Raw genomic sequence first — 21,166 nt, 5'->3', positions numbered from 1 at the left:
CTGATTAGTCCCTGATCATCGGTCGTCACCCGGCCAGCACCGTGTCGCCGTCGACCGTGACGGTCACCTTGTCGAGCGCCCGCGGGGCCGGACCGCCGAGAACCTCGCCGGTCGCGAGGTCGTACCGGGACTGGTGGCACGGGCAATCGAACTCCGTCGCCGCCGGCTTCACCTTGCAGCCCTGGTGCGTGCAGATGGCGCTGAAAGCGACGACCGTGCCCTTGGTCGGTTGCGCGAGCAGGATCGGTTGGCCGTCGAGGGTTGCGGCCAGGCCGCCGCCGACGGGTATGTCGGCGAGTTTGGCGATTTCTGTCGGTGACGCGGCGGCGGCACTGCCCGAGTCGGTCGGTGCCGAACTCGGGGGGACGGTGGCGGCATCCGTTGGGCTGCTGCACGCGGCCAGGGTCACCGCTGCGGCAGCGCCTCCGCCGGCCAGCATCATGGTGCGACGGGACAGGTTGAGTGCCGGTGTCATGATTCTCCTTGATGAACGCGTTCGCGGGTAGGTTGGCTCTGCTATAGCTGAAAACGAGGTCGGGAGCGGTTCGGTTCAGTGTTTCAGCCCTTGGCATGAACCGCAACGACCACATCATCGTGTTAAGCAGGGGAGGTAGGTCATGGCCGATGAGCGTACCGAACTCTTGCAGGCCCTCCACGACGAACACGCGGCACTGTTGTGGCGTTATGTCGTGCGCTTGACCCACGACCCCGCGTTCGCTGACGACGTCGTCCAGGAGACCCTGCTGCGCGCGTGGCGACGCCCCCGTCTGCTCGACCAGACTGAAGTATCAGCCAGGGCCTGGCTCTTCACGGTGGCGCGCAACCTGGTGATTGACGATCGTCGCTCGGCACGGGCCCGGCACGAGATACCGACCGACCAGCTGCCCGAGGTTCCCACTGACGACCAGACCGACGCGTTGCTCGACGCCTGGCTTGTTGCGGATGCCCTGCACGACCTCTCGGCTGACCACAGGGCGGTCATCGTCTGCGCGTACTACCGGGGTCAGTCCGTGGCCGAGACCGCCGGGGACCTCGCCATTCCCGAAGGAACCGTCAAATCACGGCTGCACTACGGCCTGCGCGCCCTGCGGCTTGCCCTGCAGGAGCGAGGAGTGACGGAACGATGAACACCCCGGCAGATCAGTACAGCGACTGGGATGGCGCCTACGTGCTCGGCGCCCTGTCACCGGGTGACCGACGGGACTATGAGCGTCACCTCAACGACTGCGTCGCCTGCAGCCAGGCGGTCGCCCACCTCGTGGGCCTGCCCGGGCTGCTGGCACAGGTTCCGCTCGACCAGGCCCTGCAGCTTGGCCAGGCCTTTGGTCCCCGAACGGATGCCGCCCCCTCCGCCATCCTGCTGCCCCGACTGGTGCAGGCGGCCAGGGCGCGAACCCGGCGGGCCCGGCTGCTCGCCGCCGGCGCGGTGGTCGCGGCGGCCGCGATCGCGGCATCCGCTGCCCTGGTCGTGCCGGGCTGGCTCCCACAACCCAATCGCAGCGTGAGCGAACCGGCCGTCGCGATGACCGCGGTCGTTCCCAGCCCGCTCACCGCTACGTTCAGCCTGACCGGCAAAGACTGGGGTACCCGCATCGATGCGAGCTGCAGCTACGCCGAGAGCGGCAACGATTTCGGGCCGCAGCCGTACGCCCTGTTCGTAACCGACCGGGACGGCCAGGAGACCCTCGTCGCCAGCTGGATCTCGAGCCCCGGCACGACGATCAGCGCGGCCGGCACCACGAGCGTCGCCGAGAACGACATCGCGAGTGTGGATATTCGGTGGATGCCCGACGAGCGGGTGTTGCTTGAATCCAAACCGACTTGGTAGGCGAGCTACTCGAGAACGATGGGCACGCGCAGCATGCCCTCCTGCGCGACGGTGGCCAGGAGCACACCCTCGCGGTTGAAGATGCTGCCGGTCGCGAGGCCGCGGCCCCCCTGCGCGCTCGGGGAATCCTGCACATAGAGCAACCACTCGTCGACCCGACCGAACCGGTGCCACCACATGGCGTGGTCCAGGCTCGCGACTTTCAGTCCCGGAGAGGACCAGGCGACGCCGTGCCGGCGCATGATCGGCTCCATGATCGAATAATCGCTCGCGTAGGCCAGTGCCGCGCGGTGCAGGTCGGGGTCGTCGGGCAGCGGGGAGAACGTCTTCATCCAGACGGCCTGGCGAGAGGTGTGTTCACCGTTGACCTTGAGATAGATCGGCGAGGGAACATGCCGCATATCAAACGGGCGCTCGCTCGCCCAGTAGCGGGCCACCGAATGGTCGATGTGGGAGAGTGAATCGGATGCCGTCGGCAGGCTCTCCGGGTCGGGGATGTCGGTGGGCATCTCGACGTGGTGTTCCAGGCCCTCGTCGGCGTCCTGGAACGAGGCGATCATCGACAGGATCGGCACGCCGTCCTGATAGCACTGCGTGCGGCGGGTGGAGAACGAGCGACCGTCATGAATGCGCTCGACCGAAAAGGTGATCGGCTGATTGACGTCGCCGGGCCGCAGAAAATACCCGTGCATGGAGTGCACGTGGCGTTCGTCGGGAACCGTGCGCATCGCGGCGACGAGCGACTGGGCCAGCACCTGTCCGCCGAACACGCGGCCGAGCGGCATCCACTGGGACGGACCGGTGAAGATGTCTTCGCTGGTGCGGGCACCGGTGTCGGTCAGATCGAGGACAGCCAGGAGGCCTTCCATCGGCTTGTGCATGCTGTCTCCTCGGGCAAGTTCGCGACCGCGGCATGCGGATGTTTCGTATCTTGGTAGTTTAGGAGATGATGAGCCAGTCATTCACTCTTACCGATTCCCAGTCCCTCAGCGACCTGATCGTGTTTCTGTCACGCTCCGGACGTGTTCTCGATGGTTCGGTGCGCCTCATGGCCACCGAGGGCGTTCTCGCGGTTTACACCGCCATCTTCTATCCGCGGGGTCTGCTCGATGCGAGCCCGACAGTGCTGGGCTTGCGCACCTTCGCCCTGACCGAGCCGGTGGACCTCGACAAGGTCGTGCCGGTGCGGTCCCTGCTGGAGCGTCTCAAGCGCCTCGAATCCACCACGAGCGACCCGACCGTGCCGGTCACGGTGACCGTTCCCCTTGAGGTCAACACGGTGACCTGGGCCGGCATCTCCCCGCCGAAGGGCGGCTGGGAACCGCACGGTCAGACTCCGGCGGCAAATCTCGAAGTGGCCGCTCGGGCCGGGATCGACGAGGTTGCCGCGACTGTTCCCGAGGGCGTCGGCGAGTTGATCGTTGAGCGTGTGCGCTCGGAGGTTTGGGGCCGCCAGGTCGACGGACTCGAATTCGTGCCCACCGGAGCCGGTTTTGCGGCGTTCAGCCTGGGATTTCTCGCCGACGACGAACCGGTGCAACTGTTCGAGTCGGGGTTGTGGACCCGCCTCAGCACGAGCCGCGGGCACGTGCTGGTGCGGCGCAAGCCGTGGACCCTCACGGCCTGACCTTTTACAGAACGGCGTTGTCGGTCGCGAGCAGCGCCGCCCAGACATCCGCCCGGGCCGGAAACGACCCGAGGTCGCGAGCGAGCAGCTGCTCCGCCTGCTGGATGCGGGTGCGCACTGTGTGGCGGTGCACGCCGAGCTGGGCTGCGGCTTCGCCGAAGTGCCCGTTGCAGAGCAGCCAGGCACGCACGGTTCCTAGAAGCTCTGTGGCGTGCACGCGGTCGTGCGCGAGCACCGGCGCGAGCGTGGCCAGGCCGACCTCGCGGGCATCCGTTCTCGCGAGGAGCGCTAGCACGCCCTGCCGGGCGACGACGCCGAACTCGGTCACGCCCGGTGCGCCTTCTTTGGCCCTGGCCAGTCCCTGCTCGGCCTGTTCGAGGGCGCGGGGCAGCTGGCGATAGCTGCTCGGCTCCGAGACACCGGCGTGCAGGTCGAACAGCGTGCACAAATTCACCAGGATGCCGTGCGCCGCGCGGTCGAGACACAGCACGATGGTGTCGTCCTGGCGGGCGAAGAACACCTGCCCGGGGGAATCCTCAACGCGCAGCTCGAGGTAGTCCGTGATGGCGTCGCGGCGCGGCGCCGGCGCGTCGACGACGGCGACCTGCACCGGTGCGACGGGGAGTGCACCCCACATCTGCCGGGAGATCTGCTCGACCAGTTTCTGGTCCCCGCCAAGCAGGGTGTGCATCAGCCCGGTGCGCAGCAGTCCCTGGGCGCGGGCGAGGGCGTTGTTCTGCTCCAGGGCGAGGCCGGCGAGTGCGATCACGCTCGTGACGACCTCGGTGCTGGCCTGGTCGAGGGCGCGAGGGCCGCCGAGGGCCAGCACCCCGCGCAGGTGGTCGTGGCCGCCGAGGGTCTGCAGCGTGAGGGTTTCGCCGCCGGCGTCGATGGTGCTGCTGGAGCGCTGGCCGCGGGCCAGCAGTCGCCGGGCCTCGTGCTGCACGGTGGCGAGGGCGTCGGGGGTGACGGTGAAGGTTTCGCGGGGAAACACCCGGTCGAGGGTGCCGCTGACATCGAACAGGGCCACCCAGTGGCCGAGCTGGGTGGACAGTTCGGCGAGGGTCGCGCTCAAACCGTCGGGGCGCAGCGCGGCGAGCGCGATGGCGCGCTGGGCTTTGAGGGCCCAGGTGGCGCGCGCGAATCGATCCTCGGCCACGAGATCGCCGGCTGCCCGGGCCACGGCAATGAACGGCGTGCGATAGGGAACCTCGAACAGGGGCACCCCCAGCGACTGGCAGGCCGCGAGCAGCGCGTCGGGTGTGCCGTCCCGAATCACCTCGGTGCCGAAACCGAGGGCGGTGATGCCTCGGGCAGCCAGGCGCTGCACGTAGGGGAGGAAGTCGACATCCGCTGCCGTGTCGGCGCCGAACTGGGTGCCGGTCGTGAGCAGCACCTGATCGGCGGAGAGGAACGGGGTCGGGTCGATCAGATCGGAACTGTGCACCCACTCCACGGTTCGCTCGAGCATCGCCCCACGGGCCGCTGGTTCGGGGTCTCCGAGCAGGGTGAGTCCGAGATTCGGTTCAGCGAGGAGCAAGCGCAGGGTGGGAAGCATCGGTCCCTATACAGATAGGCGAGTTGACATGCCCACACTATACAGGCGGGATGGCGGTGGCTGACCTGTTTCTGTCTAACATTGCCCCGTGCTGCTCTGGCACAGCGGCATCGTGCCGCGATACCGCCCTCGCATCGATCGGAACCCTCATGACACTCGTAGCTCCCGCTCGCCCCACCGGCACGCCGCTCGGTGGTCCCTCGCTGGCTCAGGAACGCAAGCTGGTCACGAGCATCCCCGGGCCGAAGTCGAAGGCGCTGAGTGAACGTAAGGCCCGGGCGGTCTCGGCCGGCGTCGGCATCGCGCTGCCCGTCTACGTCGCAGCCGCCGGCGGAGGCGTTCTCGTTGACATCGACGGCAACTCACTCATCGACCTCGGATCGGGCATCGCCGTCACCGGCGTCGGCAACAGCGCTCCGCGCGTCGTCGAGGCCGTCGCTGCCCAGCTGGCTCAGTTCACCCACACCTGCTTCACCGTGGCACCCTACGACTCCTACATCGAAGTGGCCGAAGCCCTGAACCGGCTCACGCCCGGTGACCACGAGAAGCGCAGCGTGCTGTTCAACTCCGGTGCTGAAGCGGTCGAGAACGCCGTCAAAATCGCCCGGCACTTCACCGGCAAGCAGGCCATCGTGGCCTTCGACCATGCCTATCACGGCCGCACCAACCTGACCATGGGCCTGACCGCCAAGAACCAGCCGTACAAGAGCGGCTTCGGTCCGTTCGCTCCCGAGGTCTACCGCGCACCGATGTCCTACCCGCTGCGCGACGGCGGCCTAGACGGCGTCGTTGCAGCCAATCGGGCCATCTCCCAGATCGAGAAGCAGGTCGGCGCGAGCAACCTCGCCGCGATCATCATCGAACCCATCCAGGGCGAGGGCGGCTTCATCGTTCCAGCTCCGGGTTTTCTGGCCACCCTGCTGGCCTGGTGCCGCGCCAACGAGGTCGTCTTCATCGCCGACGAAATCCAGACCGGCTTCGCCCGCACGGGGCACATGTTCGCCTGTGAATTCGAGGGCATCGTGCCCGACATGATCTGCACCGCCAAGGGCATCGCCGGCGGCTTGCCGCTGTCGGCCGTCACCGGCCGCGCCGACATCATGGACTCGCCGCAGGCCGGCGGCCTCGGTGGTACCTACGGTGGCAACCCGCTCGCCTGTGCCGCCGCGCTCGCCACCATCGACACCTACGAGACGGACAACCTGGTGGAGCGCGCCGCCACCCTCGGACAGATCATGGGTGACCGCCTGACCGCGCTCGCCGCGGTCGACTCGCGCATCATTGAGGTGCGCGGTCGCGGCGCCATGACGGCCATCGAAATCGTCGACCCCGCTACCGGGGAGCCGGATGCTGGGCTGACCAATCGCGTCATCGCCGCCTGCCACGCGCAGGGTGTGATCCTGCTCGGCTGCGGAACCTACGGCAACGTCATCCGCCTTCTGCCGCCGCTCAGCATTCCCGACGACCTGCTGCTCGAGGGCTTGCAGGTTCTGGCCGACGCGCTGGCTGCCGATTCGGCCGCAGCATGAGCGCCGTGATCGAGAGTGCCGCTGTGCGGTCGACGGAGGTCGAACTGTTGGCTCGGGTACCCGACCAGCTGTACATCGACGGCCAGTGGGTAAACGGCACGGGGGATCTGATCGTGGTGACCGACCCGGCTACCGGGCGGGTTCTCAAGCAGATTCAGAACGCATCCGTCGCCGACGGCACCCGTGCGCTCGATGCGGCCGCTCGGGCAGCGAGCTCGTGGGCGGCCACCCCGGCCCGGATACGCGCCGAGATTCTGCGGCGCGCCTTCGACCTGCTGCAGGAGCGACGTGACGACTTCGCCACCCTCATGACGCTCGAAATGGGCAAGCCGATCGCCGAAGCCAACTCCGAGGTCAGCTACGGCGGCGAGTTTCTGCGCTGGTTCAGCGAAGAAGCCGTGCGCATCAGCGGCCGCTACGGCCCCACCCCGGAGGGGACCGGCACGATGGTCGTAACCCAACGACCGGTCGGGCCCTGCTACCTGATCACGCCGTGGAACTTTCCCCTCGCCATGGCCACCCGCAAGATCGCGCCGGCACTCGCCGCCGGCTGCACCGTGGTGGTCAAGCCGGCTGAGCTGACACCGCTGACCACCCTGCTGTTCGTGCAGCTGCTGGAAGATGCCGGTGTGCCGGCCGGTGTCGTTAACGTCATCACGACGAACCAGTCGCAGGCGGTATCGGCCCCGATCATCGCCGACCCTCGGCTGCGCAAGCTCAGCTTCACCGGGTCGACCGTCGTCGGGCGGGCGCTCATCGCCCAGGCCGCCCAGAATGTGCTGCGCACCTCGATGGAGCTCGGCGGCAACGCTCCCTTCGTCGTGTTCGCCGACGCCGACCTTGAGAAGGCAGTCACCGGAGCGATGATCGCGAAGTTTCGCAACACCGGCCAAGCCTGCACGGCTGCCAACCGATTCATCGTGCACGCGTCGGTAGCCGAGGAATTCGGCCGTCGACTGACCGCGCGAGTGAACGAGCTCGTGCCGGGCCCCGGCATCGACCCCACGGTGAACTTCGGTCCGCTCGTGACCGACGCGGCCGTCGACAACATTGAATCCCTGGTGCAGGACGCCCTCGCCCACGGTGCCACCCTGCTCACCGGCGGCACGCGCCCCGAGGGCCCCGGCTCGTTCTACACGCCGACCGTGTTGGCCAACGTGAGCGCCGACAGCCGCATGGTGCGGGAGGAGATCTTCGGACCTGTCGTTGGCATCAGAACCTTCGAAACAGACGAAGAGGCCATTGAAATGTCAAATGACACCGAATATGGTCTGATTGGTTATGTTTTCACCACCGATATCGCACGTGGACACCGTATGATCGACAGTATCGACACGGGAATGATGGGCCTGAATACCGGCCTCGTCTCCAACGCCGCGGCACCGTTCGGCGGTGTCAAACAGTCCGGACTGGGTCGTGAGGGTGGCCTCGAAGGCATCCACGAGTACCTCTCGACCAAGTACACCCTCATTCCCGCGGTCTAACCCGCCAGTCACCACAGGAGCAACCATGACCACGATTGATCGTGACGTCGTTATTATCGGCGCCGGGGCATCCGGTCTCACCGCCGCCACCGCACTGCAGAAAGCCGGCCTCAGTGTGGTCGTGCTCGAAGCCCGCGATCGCGTCGGCGGGCGCCTGTGGACCGACCAGATCGAGGGCGCCATGCTCGAGATCGGCGGCCAATGGGTCTCGCCCGACCAGCATGCCCTCAAGGGCACGCTGGCCGAGCTGGGCCTGGAAACCTATCCACGCTACCGGGCCGGCCGCAACGTTTACATCAACGGGTCCGGTGTGGTCAGCCGGTTCGACGGGGAGATCTTTCCCGTTCCGGCCGGTACCGAGGCGCAGATCGTGGGCTTGATTGACAAGCTCGACGCCCTCGTGGCCGAGATCAACCCGGATCGTCCCTGGGAGCATCCGCTCGCCAAGGAACTCGACGAGATATCGTTCAGTCGCTGGCTGGAGACGCAGACCGACGACCAGGAAGCCCGCGACAACATCGGCATGTTCATTGCCGGGGCCATGCTCACCAAGCCGGCGCACGCGTTCTCGGCCTTGCAGGCGCTGCTCATGGCGGCCAGCGCCGGGTCGTTCAGTAACCTCGTCGACGCCGATTTCATTCTCGACGAGCGCGTGGTCGGCGGGCTGCAGCAGGTGCCGCTGCTGCTGGCCGAGAAGCTCGGCAGCGATGTCTATCTCGGGCAGCCCGTGCGCAGCCTCGCCTGGAACGAGGCGGGTGTCACGGTTGTCGCCGACGGCATGACGGTGACCGCCCGGCACGCCATCGTGGCCGTTCCGCCGCCGCTGATCAGCCGGATCAGCTTCGACCCTCCCCTGCCGCGTCGGCAGCAGCAGCTGCACCAGCACCTCTCCATGGGCTTCGTGATCAAGGTGCACGCCGTTTACGAGACACCGTTCTGGCGTGCCGACAATCTCTCCGGTACCGCCTTCAGCCCCTACGAGCTGGTGCACGAGGCCTACGACAACACCAACTTCGACGACCCGCGCGGTACCCTGGTGGGTTTTGTCTCCGATGAGGAAGCGGACGGCGTCTTCGCGCTTTCGGCCGACGAACGCAAGAAGCGCATCCTCGAGTCGATGTCGCACTACTACGGAGAGCAGGCGCTGCACCCGGTCGTCTACTACGAAAGCGACTGGGGCTCCGAAGAATGGACCCGCGGCGCCTACGCGGCAAGCTTCGATATGGGCGGACTGGCCCGGTACGGCGCCGAGCTGCGCAGCCCCGTCGGTCCCATCTCTTTCTCCTGCAGCGATATGGCCGGTAAGGGCTACCAGCACGTTGACGGCGCCATTCGGGTCGGGCAGGAAACGGCGGCGGCGATCATCGCGGCCCCCGCGCCCCTGACCGGGCCGAGCGCGTGAGGTTTCTGGTCGGTTACACCGCCACCCCGGCGGGAGCGGATGCCCTGGCCCTCGGCGTGCGCCTCGCCCGGGCGCCCGGCTCCGTACTCGACGTGGTGCTCGTGCTCAACGGGGGCGAGCGCGCGACGCTGACCCCCGCCGACCCCGGATACGACCGCCTCTTGCTCGACACGGCCGAGGGCTGGCTGGACGAAGCGCGCGCCCTGGTGCCTGCGGGCATCTCCGTGCACACCCACCTCGAACACGCCGACTCCTTCACCCAGGGGCTGCTCGCCGCTGCCGCGCGGCTGGAGGCAAATCTGATCGTGGTCGGCGCGGCCACGCACGGCCTGCTCGGCCGGTTCGCGATCGGCAGCGTCGCTGGCGGGCTGCTGCATTCCTCCCCTGTGCCCGTGGCGCTTGCGCCCGAAGGCACCAGGGTCATGGGCACCGACGAACCGATCGGCCGGGTCACCTGCGCGGTTGGCACCAAACCGGGAGCCGACGGACTGCTGACGGCCGGCATCCGCCTGGCACGCACAGTGGATGCCCCGCTGCGGCTGGTTTCTCTCGTCGCCATCGATCGCCCCGGCGCCGATGCCGAGGCCATTCAGCTGGCCGCCGACCCCGCCCAGTCGGTGCTCGATTACGCCACCGAACATTTGATGGACGGGCTCGATGTCACGGCGAGCGTCGCCTCCGGCGGCAGCATCGAGCACGCCGTTCGCGGCCTGCATTGGGATGCAGCCGAGGTCTGCCTGGTCGGCTCCAGCCGGCTGGCGCAACCAAATCGACTTTTTCTGGGTTCGATTGCGGCCAAGATGCTGCGCGAACTGCCGGTACCGCTTATCGTGGTGCCGCGAGATTTCATCGAGACGGTGAAGGAATAAGAGACAATGACTCAAGAACTCAACGCCAGTGCAGCCGTTGACCAGCAGAACGGTGGCATCTCCAAGAAGGGCCTGAGCGCCGGCTCCGTCGGACTGGTCGGTGCCGTCATCATCGGCATCTCCTGCATTGCCCCTGCTTACACGCTCACCGGAGCCCTCGGCCCCACCGTGGCCGAGGTCGGTCTGCAACTCCCGGCGATCTTCGTGGCCGGCTTCATCCCCATGCTGCTCGTGGCCCTCGGCTACCGCGAACTGAACAAGGCCATGCCGGACAGCGGCACGAGCTTCACCTGGGCGACGCGGGCTTTCGGGCCCTGGATCGGCTGGATGGCCGGCTGGGGCCTCATCGCCGCCACGGTCGTGGTGCTGAGCAACCTCGCCGGCATCGCGGTCGACTTCTTCTACCTGATGCTCTCGCAGATCTTCGGCAACAGCGCCGAGATTGCGGGGCTCGCCGGCAATCCGTTCATCAACGTGGGAACCTGTCTCGTGTTCATTCTGATCGCCACCTGGATCAGTTATCGGGACATGCAGACGACCCAGAAGGTGCAGTACTGGCTGGTCGGTTTTCAACTGATCGTGTTGGTCGGCTTCGGCATCATGGCTTTCGTGCATATTGCGAACGGCTCGGCGTTCGACCCGACGCCGGTCTCGCTCTCGTGGTTCGACCCCTTCGCCGTCACCTCGTTCTCGGCTTTCGCGGCCGGACTGAGCCTGTCCATCTTCATCTTCTGGGGCTGGGACGTCACGCTGACCATGTCGGAAGAGACCAAGGGCTCGCGCTCGACGCCCGGTCGCGCCGCGACCCTCACCGTGATCATCGTCATGGTGCTCTACCTGTTCGTCGCGATCGCGGCCATCTCCTTCGCGGGCGTCGGCGGCGTGGGCGTGGGCCTGGGCAACCCCGACATTCAGGGCAACGTGTTCTTTGCCCTGGCCGGCCCGGCACTCGGACCGTTCGCGGTGCTCATGTCGATCGCCGTGCTCTCCAGTTCGGCCGCGTCGCTGCAGTCCACTTTCGTCTCACCGGCCCGTACCCTGCTCGCGATGGGCCACTACGGCGCCCTGCCGCCGGCCTACGCCAAGGTCAGCCCGCGCTTCTTCACCCCCGGGTATGCGACCATCGCCTCGGCGATCGTCGCCGCCGGGTTCTATACGATCATGCGATTCGTCAGTGAGGACGTGCTCTGGGACACCATCACGACCCTCGGCATGATGATCTGCTTTTACTACGGCCTGACCGCGTTCGCCTGCGTCTGGTACTTTCGCCGGCAGTGGTTCGCCACCGTGCGGAACGCCTTCTTCACCTTCGTGTTCCCGTTGGTCGGCGGCATCATCCTGACGGTGCTGTTTTGCACGACCCTCATCGACAGCATGGATCCGAACTACGGCAGCGGTTCCGAGATCTTCGGGCTGGGTCTGGTCTTCGTGCTCGGCATGGCCATTCTGCTCATCGGCGTAGTCATCATGCTCGTGCAGTCCCGGGTGCGTCCGGCCTTCTTCCGCGGCGAGACGCTCAGCCTGGCCGCGCCGCGCTACGGCGAGCACGAGGAATAGTCGAGAATGTTGCGTGGGATGCGGCGTCCGCTTGTCGAGAGCGGATGCCGCGCCCGTCACGTGCAGCCACTGACGGTTGAGTTTCACAGCCCCGGGTCACAGCCCGACATCGAACCGTTGGCTCGGGACTTCGAGCGGGAGCGGCTGCTGTAGGAACGGGTTCTTGCTGGGCAGGGCGATCAGCGTCTGTGCCGGGTCGATCTCAGCGGCGGGTTGCGGCCAGTATTGGTCGCCTCGGATGAGGATTTTCCAGCCCGGTGTGGAGCAGTAGGTGGCGCTACCACCTGGGTCCGTCGTGCTCGAGAACTGTCTGCGAGCTCGCTGAGTACCATGGGGACCATGGTTGAGGCATTGAAGTCACATCGCTCAGAGTCTGATGCATCGCGCGCGTGGTTGATCGGTGGAGCATTGTTGCTCGCCACGGTGGTCATCGGCGTCGCACAGCCCGCGCTGGCCCTGATCCCACTCGGCGGGAGTATCAGGCCGGTACTCTTCTCCGCAGCCCTGTTGGTCTTCGCATTCGGTATCCGCGGGGCTGGAAGCGTGACGGCTCGGCGTCCGCTGGGGACCATCGCCCTGACGGCGCTGGCCGCTTGGCTTCTGCTCGGGTCGGTGCTGCAGGATGTCATCGCGTCCAGCTTTTCGAACGACCCCCTGTCGGACGGGCTGTTCGCGTTTGGTTACGTCGACTCTTTCGTGACGTTTGCGTTGGCGCTGGTCGCGGTCATGCAGATCGCTCGCGCGGGCGTCGTGGCGGCGCCGTGGAACTGGGTGCCGGCGGGAGTCGTGGGGGCAGCATCCGTTTCGTGGTTGCTTTCGGCAGTCGTGACGGTGAACAGCCGCCAGGGTTTCGGGCTGGAGGCCGTGGTGTTGATGAGTGTCGACGCCCTGGTGCGCATTGGCGGCACGGTGCTGCTCGGAGTGGTCGCGATCGTGCTGGCTGATCGAGCGCGGCGCGTGCACCTCAGTTCTGCCGACGAGGTCGTTCGCTCGCCCTACGGCCCGGCTGACTAGGCCGGGCGTCGTCGTCGGCGCGTCGATCACGTAGCGGGTCATGACGTTGAGGATATCCTCCGCCGAAGTCTCCGTCAGGCCGCTGTGCGTCGCAGTTTCAGTACGCTGTCGACGATGCTGATCACTGACCCGTCGGGAGCGGTGATCGGGCGTTCGACCAGCCCGTTGGTGAGCACGGTCCACTCGGCACGATCGAGACGCTCATTGTCGAAAAACAGTGCAGCAAGAACGTCGTCTGCTGTGGGCAGGTCAGCGTCATCGTGCCGGTGCTCGCCTGGGTTCTGGTGGTGCTCGTCGGCGTGAGGTTCGTCGTCATCGTGCGCGGTCAGCCAGTGCGGGGCGCCCGAGTGACCGACGACGAGCAGCAGCCCTTCGGGTGCGACCGCGGCAGCGGCCCTCCGCAGGATCGCCTCGCGCGGAAGCTCGACAAAAGAGTGCAGAAAACAGGAGGTGACCAGGTCGTAGCTGCCCGGTGGCGTCCAATCGGCGAGGTCCGCAGCTACCCAGGTCACGACATCGTCTGGGCCCTGGGCCGCAGCGCCGATGGCCAAGGCTGTTGGGGCGATATCGACTGCGGTCACGACCCAGCCGTTGTGTGCCAGCCACAGTGCGTCCCCGCCCTCACCGCTGCCGATGTCGAGTGCTGTCCCCGGGGCGACTCCTGCGACTTCACGTTCGAGCGCGGCGTTGACATTCCCGCTCCAGGATTTGCCGTTCTCGCGGTACCGGTTCTCCCAATACTCGGCCGGGGTGGGTGCTGGCTCATTCACGGGGCAACCTTCGTTTGGTGGGGAGCACGTTTTAAAGCGTTCTCGGGGGCGAAGCCGGCGACAGACTTCGATCTGTTGGCGCTCTAGCTGATTTTTGCGCAGCGATAGACTGCTGGCAAATTGATAAGCCGAATTAGCAAGGATTCTGATGGCCGACCCCGCTCTGCAGCAGCGGATGCCCCCGACAATCGCCGCTAACCGGCCGCCTCGGCACGCGAGACCGTCACTTCGCGGCGAGGAGGCGCTCCACGCGAGGCTTGACCTCGGTCGCGAGCAGGGTGATGGACTCGAGCAGGTGCTCCTGGGGGAGCCCGCCGTGGTCGCCCTGCAGAAAGTGGCGCATGTGGCCGAGGTGCCCGTGCAGGGCGACGATGCGTTCCGCGACGTCGTCGGGGTCGCCGACGAAGTAGGCGCTGGGGGCATCGACCTGGGCCAGATAGGAACTGCGCTGCGGCGCCGGCCAGCCGCGCAGCCGACCCATCTCCACGTTGAGGTTGACCCAGCCCGGATACATCCGCTCGACGGCTTCCTTCTTGGTCGGGGCTACCAGGCCGAAGGTCGCGACGGAGACCTTGATGTTGTCATCGGTGTGACCGGCCTGTTTGGCTGACTGCCGGTAGAGGTCGGCGAGGGGCGCAAACCGGTGCGGCTGCCCGCCGATGATGGCGTAGGCGAGGGGCAGACCGAGGCGTCCGGCGCGGGCTGATGACGGCGCGCTGCCGCCGGTCGCGATCCAGATCGGCATGGAGCCCTGTACCGGGCGCGGCACGACGTCGAGCTGGGGGATCGACGGACGCGCGCTGCCCGACCAGGTCACGTTCTCGGTGGCGCTGGTGTTGAGCGTGAGCAGCAGGTCGAGCTTCTGCGCGTAGAGCTCGTCGTAGTCGTCGAGCTCATAGCCGAACAGAGGAAAAGTCTCGACCGAGGAGCCGCGGCCGGCGGTGATTTCGATGCGGCCGCCGCCCGAGATCGCATCGGCGGTGGCGAACTGCTGGAAGACCCGCACCGGGTCATCCGTTCCGATGATGCTCGCCGCGCTGCCCAGTTTGATGCGGGTCGTGGCGGCCGCGGCGGCGGCGATGATCGCACCGGGCGAAGAGGCGGGCATCGACACGGTGTGGTGCTCGCCGATGCCGAAGTAGTCGAGCCCGGCCTTGTCGGCCAGCACGATGGCGTCGAACAGGTTCCGAATCGCCTCCGCGGTGGAGCGCGAACTCCCGTCGGGATTGAGTTGCGTATCGCCGAAGCTGTAGGCGCCGATTTCCAAGGTGTTCTCCATTTGCGTGTGTGAGCTTAGGCGGCGTCCGCGAGCGGACGGTCCTTCTGAATGAGGGCGACGAGCTGGTTCGCGGTGTGGCTGCCGGTGAAGATCTCGGTGGCCGGCTGAAAGGACCGGCCGGCGGCGAGGGGTCCCGCATCAACGGCGTCGTAACCGAGGCGGTCAATGAAATGCGAGACGAAGGATTTGGCTGCGGCGTCGTCACCGGCGAGCGCGAGGGCGCGGCGCGAGGCATCCCCAGCGGGCTTGTCGTCTTCTTCGAGCTCGTGATAACCGATGTGGTTGAGCGACTTCACCACACGAGCGCCGGTCAGGAACGATTCGACGACCTCGCTCGTGGTGCGCGAGTCGCTTTCGAAATCATCGAAGACCCCGTCAACCGGCGCCCAATAGTTCATCGCGTCGATGACGATTCGGCCCGTGAGATCGAGGGGGTTGAGTGTGCGGTACTTGTGCAGTGGAATGGCCAACACGACGAGATCGGATGCTGCGGCCTCGCTCGCCTGCACGGCCACCGCCCCCGGCGTCACGATCTCAACGAGAAGAGCATTGTCCGCCGCCGATTGGGTTGTCGCGATGCGCACTCGATAGCCGGCTTTCATGGCTTGCCGGGCGAGTGCGGTGCCGACCCGGCCGGCTCCCAAAATGCCGATTGTGGTGGCGTGCGGACTGCTCATGGCGCTACTCCCGTCAAAATATGATGCTCTACAGATCATATGCCCAGGAGAATATCTATGCAACTGCATGGTTTGCGGTACGATGGCTGTCATGACAACCGAATCGATGCTGCCGGCCACGGTGCCGGGAGACCTCGGATGGAACCTCGCAATGGTTCTGCGCGGATATCAACGACAGCTCGAGACCGCCGTTGAGGGGTTGCCCGGGGGAGTGCGCTGTTACCAGGTACTGTCCACCGTCATTCACCGCGACCTGCCGTCGCAGCAGGCCATCGGTGCGCACCTGGCCATCGATCGCACCGTGCTCACCTACCTGCTCGACGGCATGGTGGATGCCAGGCTCGTGGAACGCATTCCCGATCCGAGTGATCGCCGGGCCCGAAAGATTCGAGCCACACCAGAGGGAGTGAGCGTTCTCGCCCGCTACGAGCGGCGCGTGGCCGACGTGGAAGCCGGCATCCTCTCTGGCATTTCAACGGATGCCGGCCACCAGCTCGAGGGTCTCCTGGGGATGCTGGCCACGAGCGTGCACCGAGCGGATCCAACGGCCAGCCCCTGCGAGGCGGTCGGGACTTTCACCGCGCCCTGAAGTCGGGCCAGCGGTGTTCCAACGTAGAAAGGCAGATTATCGCTTCACAACATCGTTGATCGCAGGTCCGAGATCGGGCCAGGTGAATGTGTATCCAGCCTGAAGCAGACGTTCCGGCGTGACCCAGCGGCTTTTCAGTACCAATTCTGGTTCGGTGCGCAGTATCAACATGGCCGGCTCGAGCATCCACCTGAATGCTGGCAGCCCGACGGCGGCTCCGACTCGCCGCCGAAGCGTCGCCATGAGGGTGCGGTTGTCACTGATTCGCGGTGCCGACAGGTTGACCGGCCCGTCAAGCGCGTCGTTCTCGACGATGAACTTGACCGCTTTGACGACATCGTCGATGTGAATCCAGCTGAACTTCTGGCGTCCGCGGGAATGGTGTGTTCGAGTCCTACTCCCTGTCGGGTTCGCGCCGATCCCGCGATACCGCCGATGCGGGAACCACCAGCCGTCGACCTGAGGACCGCCGAGCCCGATGCGCGCGAGCCGGACCAAGGTCGCAGTTGCGGGGCCGTCACCCAGCACGATCGCCATTCGCAGCGCGACGCGGCGGGTGGTGGCCAGTTCGCGGGAATAGAATTCCGCTTCCCACGCTTGCGCGATGTCGACAGAAAACCCCGTGCCGATGTCCCCGGTCGCCTCGGTCATTGGTCGGTCGAGGGAATAGCGGTAAATGGTCGCGGTGCTCGCGTTCAGCCAGACTCGTGGGGGTGCCGCGCTGCTTTCAATGGCCTCGCCGAGCTGTCGAGTGCTGTCGATGCGAGAACGCAGAATCTCGTCGCGATTCCGGTCGGTGTATCGACAATTGACGCTCTTGCCGGCGAGGTTGACCACGAGCTCGGAACCATCAACCAACGCCCGTACAGCGGATGCGTTGTCCCACCGCGCGTCCGGCCCGTTCCGGCCGATGCAGACAACGTCATAACCCTGGTCGCGGAGCTCGCGAACGAGCCGCCGCCCGATGAATCCTGTTGCTCCCGCTATTACCGCACGTCCTCGAATGTTCCCCACGAGTCCAGCATACGAGGGGCGTTGACCGCTGCGCGAGTGGCGGCTCTCAGCTGCCGACTATTCGCCGACGATTCCGTCGATGGCCTCGCGGAGCAGGTCGGCGTGGCCGTTGTGCCTGGCCGTCTCCTCGATCAGGTGGGTGAGGATCCAGCGCAGGTTCCATTGCTGACCGTCACGGTCCGTTCCGACAGAGAGTGTCTCGAGGTCGGTGTCGACGAGTGCGCTCCGCGTGCGTTCGCACGCAGCCTGGTAAAGGCTTCGGAGAGCGTTCGGATCGTCGAACTGCGCGCTGTTGAATTCCCAGTCACGGTCGTCGTCCCACGGAGCGCTGGCCCACGGTTCCTCCTCCGCAAGTCCTAGAAAGCGCACCTGGATCCAGTCGTCTTCCACGAGCGCCAGGTGTTTCAGCAGGCCGGAGAGCGTCAGCGTTGACGTGGCAATCGGCTGGTTCATCTCGGCGGCGCCCAGTCCGTCGACCTTGATCAGCAGTGTCGCCCGGTGGTAGTCGAGAAATTTCAGCAGCGTGGTGCGCTCGTTCGCGGCGGGCTGGGGATCGATGCGGTCCATGAAGTCAGCCTCGCACAGCCCTCTGATCGACACTAGATGCCGGCCACTTTCAGGACGCAGGCTGGAACAGCCATTTGGACCGAACCTGCACGTTGGCGTCCTCGTAGCCCAGGTGCTCGTAGAACCCCAGAACGGCGTCGTTGCCCGAACGCACCATGAGCTGAACCTTCGCGACACCGTTGGTGCGCAGCCAGTCTTCTGCGGCAGCCATCATCCGCATTCCCAACCCGGTTCCGCGTTGGCTCTCATCAACCGCGAGGTAATACACCCATCCGCGGTGCCCATCGTGGCCGACCATGACGGCGCCGACCAGCCGCTCGTCGTCGAAGGCGCCAAGCACCGTCGACGTGTCGCCGTCGAGGGCGCGCTGCGCGTCAAGCTCGGGTGAGTTCCACGGTCGGGTCAGCCCAGCCTGATGCCAGAGGGCAGCCGCTGCGTCGATGTCGGACGCGGTCAGGTCGCGGATCGTCATGTCTCCAGTATCGACGCCGTCGGCAGCAAACCGCGTCACCTAGGCGACCTGGTGGCGCCTGCTGCGAAGCAGCCGTCCGGCCTCGCGTACGGTGAGGTAGATCAGGGCGGAGAGCAGCACGAAGCCCCAGTCCGTGAAGCCGAGCGGGCCGGTCGAGAACAGCACGTTGACGAACGGTACGTAGACGATCGCAAGCATCACCGCCACGCCGAAGGCGCAGGCGAGCCAGAAGGTGGGGTTCGAGAACTGGTAGCGGCTGAACGCGCCCAGCTCGCTGCGGCGCTGCACGATGTTGACCAGCTGGCAGACCAGAATCGTCACGTAGGTCATGGTGGTGGCCTGCGCGACGATTGCGGCGGCGAGCGGGCCGTCGAACGGGTTCACACCGGCCCGCGAGTAGAACAGCAGGTAGTTGCCGATTGCCAGCAGGCCGATGAGCGAGCCGGCATAGACCACATCGAGGATGCTGCGCCGGTTGACGATGTGCGCCTTCGGATCGCGCGGCCCACGCGTCATGATCCGGCCCGATTCCGGATCTTTGCCGAGCGCAGCGATCGGCAACAACTCGCCGAGCAGGTCGATCGCGAGAATCTGCAGCACGTTCAGTGCGAGCGGAACGCCGGCGATCGTGGCGAGCAGCAGGCTCACAATATTGACCACGAGCTCGGCGACGTTCGACGTGAGACAGGCGAGCACACCCTTGGCGATGTTTGCGTAGATCACCCGGCCCTTCTCAATGGCGCCGACCAGGGTGGAGAAGCTATCGTCGAGTAGTACGACCTCGGCGGCTTCCTTGGCGACATCCGTTCCGGAGGCACCCATCGCGACTCCGATGCTGGCATGACGCAGCGCCGGGGCATCGTTGATGCCGTCACCGGTGACGGCCACGACGTGGCCCGACTTCTTCACGAGGTCGACGATGCGGGTCTTGTCTTCGGGATCGACCCGGCTGAACACGGTATAGCCCTTGAGCGCGTGGGCGAGTACCTGATCGTCGGGCATTGAGCGCAATGCGTCGGCCGTGACGACGGTCAGTTGGTCCGTGCTGTCGAGGCCGGCCTGACGGGCGATGGCCTCGGCGGTGCGGGAGAAGTCTCCCGTGATGATGTTCACCCGAATCCGCGCGTCCAGGGCGGTCCGCATGGCGCCCGGCACCGACTCGCGAATCGGGTCGACCATCGACACGAGGCCGAGCAGCACGAGATCCCGTTCGACGGCCTGCGGGTCGACCGCCGCGGCATCCGCTGGGGTGACGGTGCGGGTGGCGAAGGCGAGGTTGCGCAGGCAACGATCGGACTTCTCGGCGTGCCGGTCGAGAAAGGCCTCGCGATCGGCGTCGGTGATCGGCCGCAGGGTGCCGCCGTCGTCGATGTGCGAGCAGCGCTGCACGATGCTCTCTGGCGCTCCTTTCACGTGGGCGACGAGGGAGCCCTCGGGGCTCTCCCGAATGGAGGTCATGAGTTTTCGGGCCGAGTCGAACGGAAACTCCCGCACCTCACGATCGGTCGCGGCGAGGTCCACTCCGGCCTTCGCGGCGACCGTGACGAGGGCGCCTTCGGTGGGGTCGCCGAGGATATGCCAGCCGGCATGGCTGTCGTCGGGGGCGAGCAGCCGGGCGTTGCTCGCGAGCAACCCGGTGCGCAGAAAAGCGGTGAGCCGCACCCGATCAGCGGATGCCGCGCCCGCCGGCTCGATACTGCCCTCCGGCGCATAGCCGATGCCGGTCACGACATAGTCGCGGCCGGCCACGACTAGTTCGGTCACCGTCATCTCGTTCTTGGTGAGCGTGCCGGTCTTGTCGGTGCAGATCACCTCGGTGGCGCCGAGCGTTTCTACCGCGCTGAGCCGCTTGACCAGGGCCTGCCGCTGTGCGAGCGCCCCGGCCGCCTGGGCGAGGGCCGTGTTCACCTCGGCCGGCAGCCCCTGCGGAATGACCGCGCTCGCAAAACCGACAGCGAACAACAGCGCCGCATGGAACGGCAGGTCAGCCTGCACCGCGACGACAAGCAACACCAGGGCCAGGGCCACCGCTACATAGGTGATATTGCGGGCTAGGTAGCCCATCTCGCGCTGTAATGGGCTCACCGTGCGCGGCGCCGACTGGGTGAGGCGGGCGATGCGCCCGAGCTCGGTGTGGGTGCCGGTGGCCACGACGACGCCGATCGCCTCACCGGTGGCCACCGTCGTACCGGCGTGCGCGGTGTTGTGCCGCTCGGCGACCGCGACCTCGGTCATGATGGCGTGGGTATATTTGCGGGTGGGGTCGCTCTCGCCGGTGAGGGCGAATTCATTGGTCGAGAACGCGGTCGCTTCGATCAAGCGGATGTCCGCCGGCACCGCCGCGCCCTCCTCCAGCCGCACGACATCGCCCACGACGAGCTCGGCGGAGTCCACCTGGCCGAACACGTTCTCCCGCAACACCTGGGTGAGCGATTGAGCGAGGTGTTGCAGGGCATCCATGGTCTTGCCGGCGCGGTATTCCTGCACGAACCCGATGGAGGTGTTCAACAGCACCAGCAGTACGAGCACGGCGGAGGTCAGCGTGTCGCCGAGGTAGCCGGTGATCGCCGCGCACGCGAGCAGCAGAACGATCATCCAGTCCTTGAACTGGTGGAGATAGCGCAGCAGCATCGATTCCTGCTGCACCTGCACGATCACGTTGTCGCCGAACAGTGCGCGGTGCCGGGCCACCTCGGCATCGGTCAGCCCGGTGCGGCGCGTCTCGAATCGCGCCAGCACGTCAGGTTCGGTGTCACGATAGGCGTCACCGGCTGCGATCGCCGCAACGACCTGGTCGGTGCTCGGCGGCGAGGCGTTGTCGCCGTGTGCTGCGGTGCTCTCCTGCATGCCAACTCCCCGGGTCAGGGGTTGCGGTGGGAATCCGTCGACCCGTATTTCTACAGTGAGCCTACCGAGAGCCGGCCGGGTTC

20 protein-coding genes are annotated in these 21,166 nt (G+C 66.4%); 10 read left to right on the top strand and 10 right to left on the bottom strand.

Going from position 1 to position 21,166, the window contains the following annotated elements; genetic code table 11:
• Positions 1-25: 25 nt before the first annotated feature.
• Positions 26-475, bottom strand: coding sequence for a QcrA and Rieske domain-containing protein (locus tag BMW72_RS12085; protein WP_092110868.1), 450 nt, complete (start codon positions 473-475; stop codon positions 26-28).
• A gap of 142 nt (positions 476-617) precedes the next feature.
• On the opposite strand from BMW72_RS12085, the gene BMW72_RS12080 reads away from it, so the two are divergent.
• Together BMW72_RS12080 and BMW72_RS12075 are read left to right on the top strand one after the other, a co-directional pair.
• The gene (locus BMW72_RS12080) at positions 618-1,127 is read left to right on the top strand and encodes a sigma-70 family RNA polymerase sigma factor (protein ID WP_092110866.1); all 510 of its coding nucleotides are present in this window, start codon (positions 618-620) and stop codon (positions 1,125-1,127) included.
• Positions 1,124-1,828 (top strand): zf-HC2 domain-containing protein, encoded by a 705-nt coding sequence (locus tag BMW72_RS12075; RefSeq protein ID WP_092110864.1) that lies wholly within the window; start codon positions 1,124-1,126, stop codon positions 1,826-1,828. Before BMW72_RS12080 ends, BMW72_RS12075 begins: the two co-directional genes overlap by 4 nt.
• A gap of 5 nt (positions 1,829-1,833) precedes the next feature.
• Here BMW72_RS12075 and BMW72_RS12070 read toward each other — a convergent pair whose 3' ends face one another.
• Positions 1,834-2,709: an acyl-CoA thioesterase gene (locus BMW72_RS12070; protein ID WP_241983749.1), complete on the bottom strand. Its 876-nt coding sequence runs from the start codon at positions 2,707-2,709 to the stop codon at positions 1,834-1,836.
• 68 nt (positions 2,710-2,777) lie between these two features.
• Between BMW72_RS12070 and BMW72_RS12065 the strand changes: the two genes are divergently transcribed.
• A complete protein-coding gene (locus BMW72_RS12065) occupies positions 2,778-3,455 on the top strand; it encodes a DUF8185 domain-containing protein (RefSeq protein ID WP_092110863.1) in 678 nt (225 codons plus the stop codon).
• Between the two features lie 4 nt (positions 3,456-3,459).
• Here BMW72_RS12065 and BMW72_RS12060 read toward each other — a convergent pair whose 3' ends face one another.
• Positions 3,460-5,013 carry a PucR family transcriptional regulator gene (locus BMW72_RS12060; protein WP_092110861.1) on the bottom strand — a complete coding sequence of 518 codons (1,554 nt, stop codon included), beginning with the start codon at positions 5,011-5,013 and terminating at the stop codon, positions 3,460-3,462.
• 149 nt (positions 5,014-5,162) lie between these two features.
• Here BMW72_RS12060 and gabT point away from each other — a divergent pair, with 149 nt between their 5' ends.
• The 6 genes from gabT (at position 5,163) to BMW72_RS12030 (ending at position 12,868) form a co-directional block, all read left to right on the top strand.
• The gene (gabT, locus tag BMW72_RS12055) at positions 5,163-6,542 is read left to right on the top strand and encodes a 4-aminobutyrate--2-oxoglutarate transaminase (protein ID WP_092110951.1); all 1,380 of its coding nucleotides are present in this window, start codon (positions 5,163-5,165) and stop codon (positions 6,540-6,542) included.
• Positions 6,539-8,026 carry an NAD-dependent succinate-semialdehyde dehydrogenase gene (locus tag BMW72_RS12050; protein WP_092110859.1) on the top strand — a complete coding sequence of 496 codons (1,488 nt, stop codon included), beginning with the start codon at positions 6,539-6,541 and terminating at the stop codon, positions 8,024-8,026. Before gabT ends, BMW72_RS12050 begins: the two co-directional genes overlap by 4 nt.
• Before the next feature lie 25 nt (positions 8,027-8,051).
• On the top strand, positions 8,052-9,428 hold the full coding sequence (locus BMW72_RS12045; RefSeq protein WP_092110857.1) for a flavin monoamine oxidase family protein: 1,377 nt from the start codon (positions 8,052-8,054) through the stop codon (positions 9,426-9,428).
• Positions 9,425-10,297 carry a universal stress protein gene (locus BMW72_RS12040; RefSeq protein ID WP_092110855.1) on the top strand — a complete coding sequence of 291 codons (873 nt, stop codon included), beginning with the start codon at positions 9,425-9,427 and terminating at the stop codon, positions 10,295-10,297. The genes BMW72_RS12045 and BMW72_RS12040 overlap by 4 nt, the downstream gene beginning before the upstream one ends.
• 6 nt (positions 10,298-10,303) lie before the next feature.
• On the top strand, positions 10,304-11,854 hold the full coding sequence (locus BMW72_RS12035) for an APC family permease (protein WP_092110853.1): 1,551 nt from the start codon (positions 10,304-10,306) through the stop codon (positions 11,852-11,854).
• Between the two features lie 339 nt (positions 11,855-12,193).
• Positions 12,194-12,868, top strand: a complete 675-nt coding sequence (locus BMW72_RS12030) for a hypothetical protein (protein WP_134450283.1) — start codon at positions 12,194-12,196, stop codon at positions 12,866-12,868.
• A gap of 74 nt (positions 12,869-12,942) precedes the next feature.
• Here BMW72_RS12030 and BMW72_RS12025 read toward each other — a convergent pair whose 3' ends face one another.
• The 3 genes from BMW72_RS12025 to BMW72_RS12015 all read right to left on the bottom strand — a co-directional run bounded on the left by BMW72_RS12025 (position 12,943) and on the right by BMW72_RS12015 (position 15,633).
• Complete coding sequence (locus BMW72_RS12025) at positions 12,943-13,638, bottom strand: class I SAM-dependent methyltransferase (protein WP_092110849.1); 696 nt, start codon at positions 13,636-13,638, stop codon at positions 12,943-12,945.
• 223 nt (positions 13,639-13,861) lie between these two features.
• Positions 13,862-14,917, bottom strand: a complete 1,056-nt coding sequence (locus BMW72_RS12020) for an LLM class flavin-dependent oxidoreductase (protein WP_092110847.1) — start codon at positions 14,915-14,917, stop codon at positions 13,862-13,864.
• A 14-nt stretch (positions 14,918-14,931) separates the two neighbouring features.
• The gene (locus tag BMW72_RS12015; RefSeq protein ID WP_134360355.1) at positions 14,932-15,633 is read right to left on the bottom strand and encodes an NADPH-dependent F420 reductase; all 702 of its coding nucleotides are present in this window, start codon (positions 15,631-15,633) and stop codon (positions 14,932-14,934) included.
• A 52-nt stretch (positions 15,634-15,685) separates the two neighbouring features.
• Here BMW72_RS12015 and BMW72_RS12010 point away from each other — a divergent pair, with 52 nt between their 5' ends.
• On the top strand, positions 15,686-16,183 hold the full coding sequence (locus tag BMW72_RS12010) for a MarR family winged helix-turn-helix transcriptional regulator (RefSeq protein WP_166787631.1): 498 nt from the start codon (positions 15,686-15,688) through the stop codon (positions 16,181-16,183).
• 36 nt (positions 16,184-16,219) lie between these two features.
• On the opposite strand, the gene BMW72_RS12005 is transcribed toward BMW72_RS12010, so the two are convergent.
• From BMW72_RS12005 to BMW72_RS11990, 4 genes are read right to left on the bottom strand one after another with little or no spacing between them, the layout of a single operon-like run.
• A complete protein-coding gene (locus BMW72_RS12005) occupies positions 16,220-17,197 on the bottom strand; it encodes an epimerase (RefSeq protein ID WP_241983750.1) in 978 nt (325 codons plus the stop codon).
• Between the two features lie 57 nt (positions 17,198-17,254).
• Positions 17,255-17,764 (bottom strand): DinB family protein, encoded by a 510-nt coding sequence (locus tag BMW72_RS12000; protein WP_092110945.1) that lies wholly within the window; start codon positions 17,762-17,764, stop codon positions 17,255-17,257.
• 49 nt (positions 17,765-17,813) lie between these two features.
• Positions 17,814-18,236: a GNAT family acetyltransferase gene (locus BMW72_RS11995; RefSeq protein WP_092110843.1), complete on the bottom strand. Its 423-nt coding sequence runs from the start codon at positions 18,234-18,236 to the stop codon at positions 17,814-17,816.
• A 39-nt stretch (positions 18,237-18,275) separates the two neighbouring features.
• Positions 18,276-21,083, bottom strand: a complete 2,808-nt coding sequence (locus BMW72_RS11990; RefSeq protein ID WP_092110841.1) for a cation-translocating P-type ATPase — start codon at positions 21,081-21,083, stop codon at positions 18,276-18,278.
• Positions 21,084-21,166: the final 83 nt, after the last annotated feature.

This window comes from Cryobacterium luteum (genome assembly GCF_900110125.1).
Taxonomy (GTDB): Bacteria; Actinomycetota; Actinomycetes; order Actinomycetales; family Microbacteriaceae; genus Cryobacterium; species Cryobacterium luteum.
This window is presented reverse-complemented; position numbering and strand designations above follow the sequence as displayed.

Coding starts and splice junctions, on each gene's coding strand:
- BMW72_RS12060 (WP_092110861.1), bottom strand. CDS start 5,013: ATGCTTCCCACCCTGCGCTTGCTCCTCGCTGAACCGAATCTCGGACTC.
- BMW72_RS12015 (WP_134360355.1), bottom strand. CDS start 15,633: ATGATCTGTAGAGCATCATATTTTGACGGGAGTAGCGCCATGAGCAGT.
- BMW72_RS12085 (WP_092110868.1), bottom strand. CDS start 475: ATGACACCGGCACTCAACCTGTCCCGTCGCACCATGATGCTGGCCGGC.
- BMW72_RS11990 (WP_092110841.1), bottom strand. CDS start 21,083: ATGCAGGAGAGCACCGCAGCACACGGCGACAACGCCTCGCCGCCGAGC.
- BMW72_RS12030 (WP_134450283.1), top strand. CDS start 12,194: ATGGTTGAGGCATTGAAGTCACATCGCTCAGAGTCTGATGCATCGCGC.
- BMW72_RS12020 (WP_092110847.1), bottom strand. CDS start 14,917: ATGGAGAACACCTTGGAAATCGGCGCCTACAGCTTCGGCGATACGCAA.
- BMW72_RS12000 (WP_092110945.1), bottom strand. CDS start 17,764: ATGGACCGCATCGATCCCCAGCCCGCCGCGAACGAGCGCACCACGCTG.
- BMW72_RS12075 (WP_092110864.1), top strand. CDS start 1,124: ATGAACACCCCGGCAGATCAGTACAGCGACTGGGATGGCGCCTACGTG.
- BMW72_RS12065 (WP_092110863.1), top strand. CDS start 2,778: ATGAGCCAGTCATTCACTCTTACCGATTCCCAGTCCCTCAGCGACCTG.
- BMW72_RS12080 (WP_092110866.1), top strand. CDS start 618: ATGGCCGATGAGCGTACCGAACTCTTGCAGGCCCTCCACGACGAACAC.
- BMW72_RS12070 (WP_241983749.1), bottom strand. CDS start 2,709: ATGCACAAGCCGATGGAAGGCCTCCTGGCTGTCCTCGATCTGACCGAC.
- gabT (WP_092110951.1), top strand. CDS start 5,163: ATGACACTCGTAGCTCCCGCTCGCCCCACCGGCACGCCGCTCGGTGGT.
- BMW72_RS11995 (WP_092110843.1), bottom strand. CDS start 18,236: ATGACGATCCGCGACCTGACCGCGTCCGACATCGACGCAGCGGCTGCC.
- BMW72_RS12010 (WP_166787631.1), top strand. CDS start 15,686: ATGACAACCGAATCGATGCTGCCGGCCACGGTGCCGGGAGACCTCGGA.
- BMW72_RS12035 (WP_092110853.1), top strand. CDS start 10,304: ATGACTCAAGAACTCAACGCCAGTGCAGCCGTTGACCAGCAGAACGGT.
- BMW72_RS12045 (WP_092110857.1), top strand. CDS start 8,052: ATGACCACGATTGATCGTGACGTCGTTATTATCGGCGCCGGGGCATCC.
- BMW72_RS12050 (WP_092110859.1), top strand. CDS start 6,539: ATGAGCGCCGTGATCGAGAGTGCCGCTGTGCGGTCGACGGAGGTCGAA.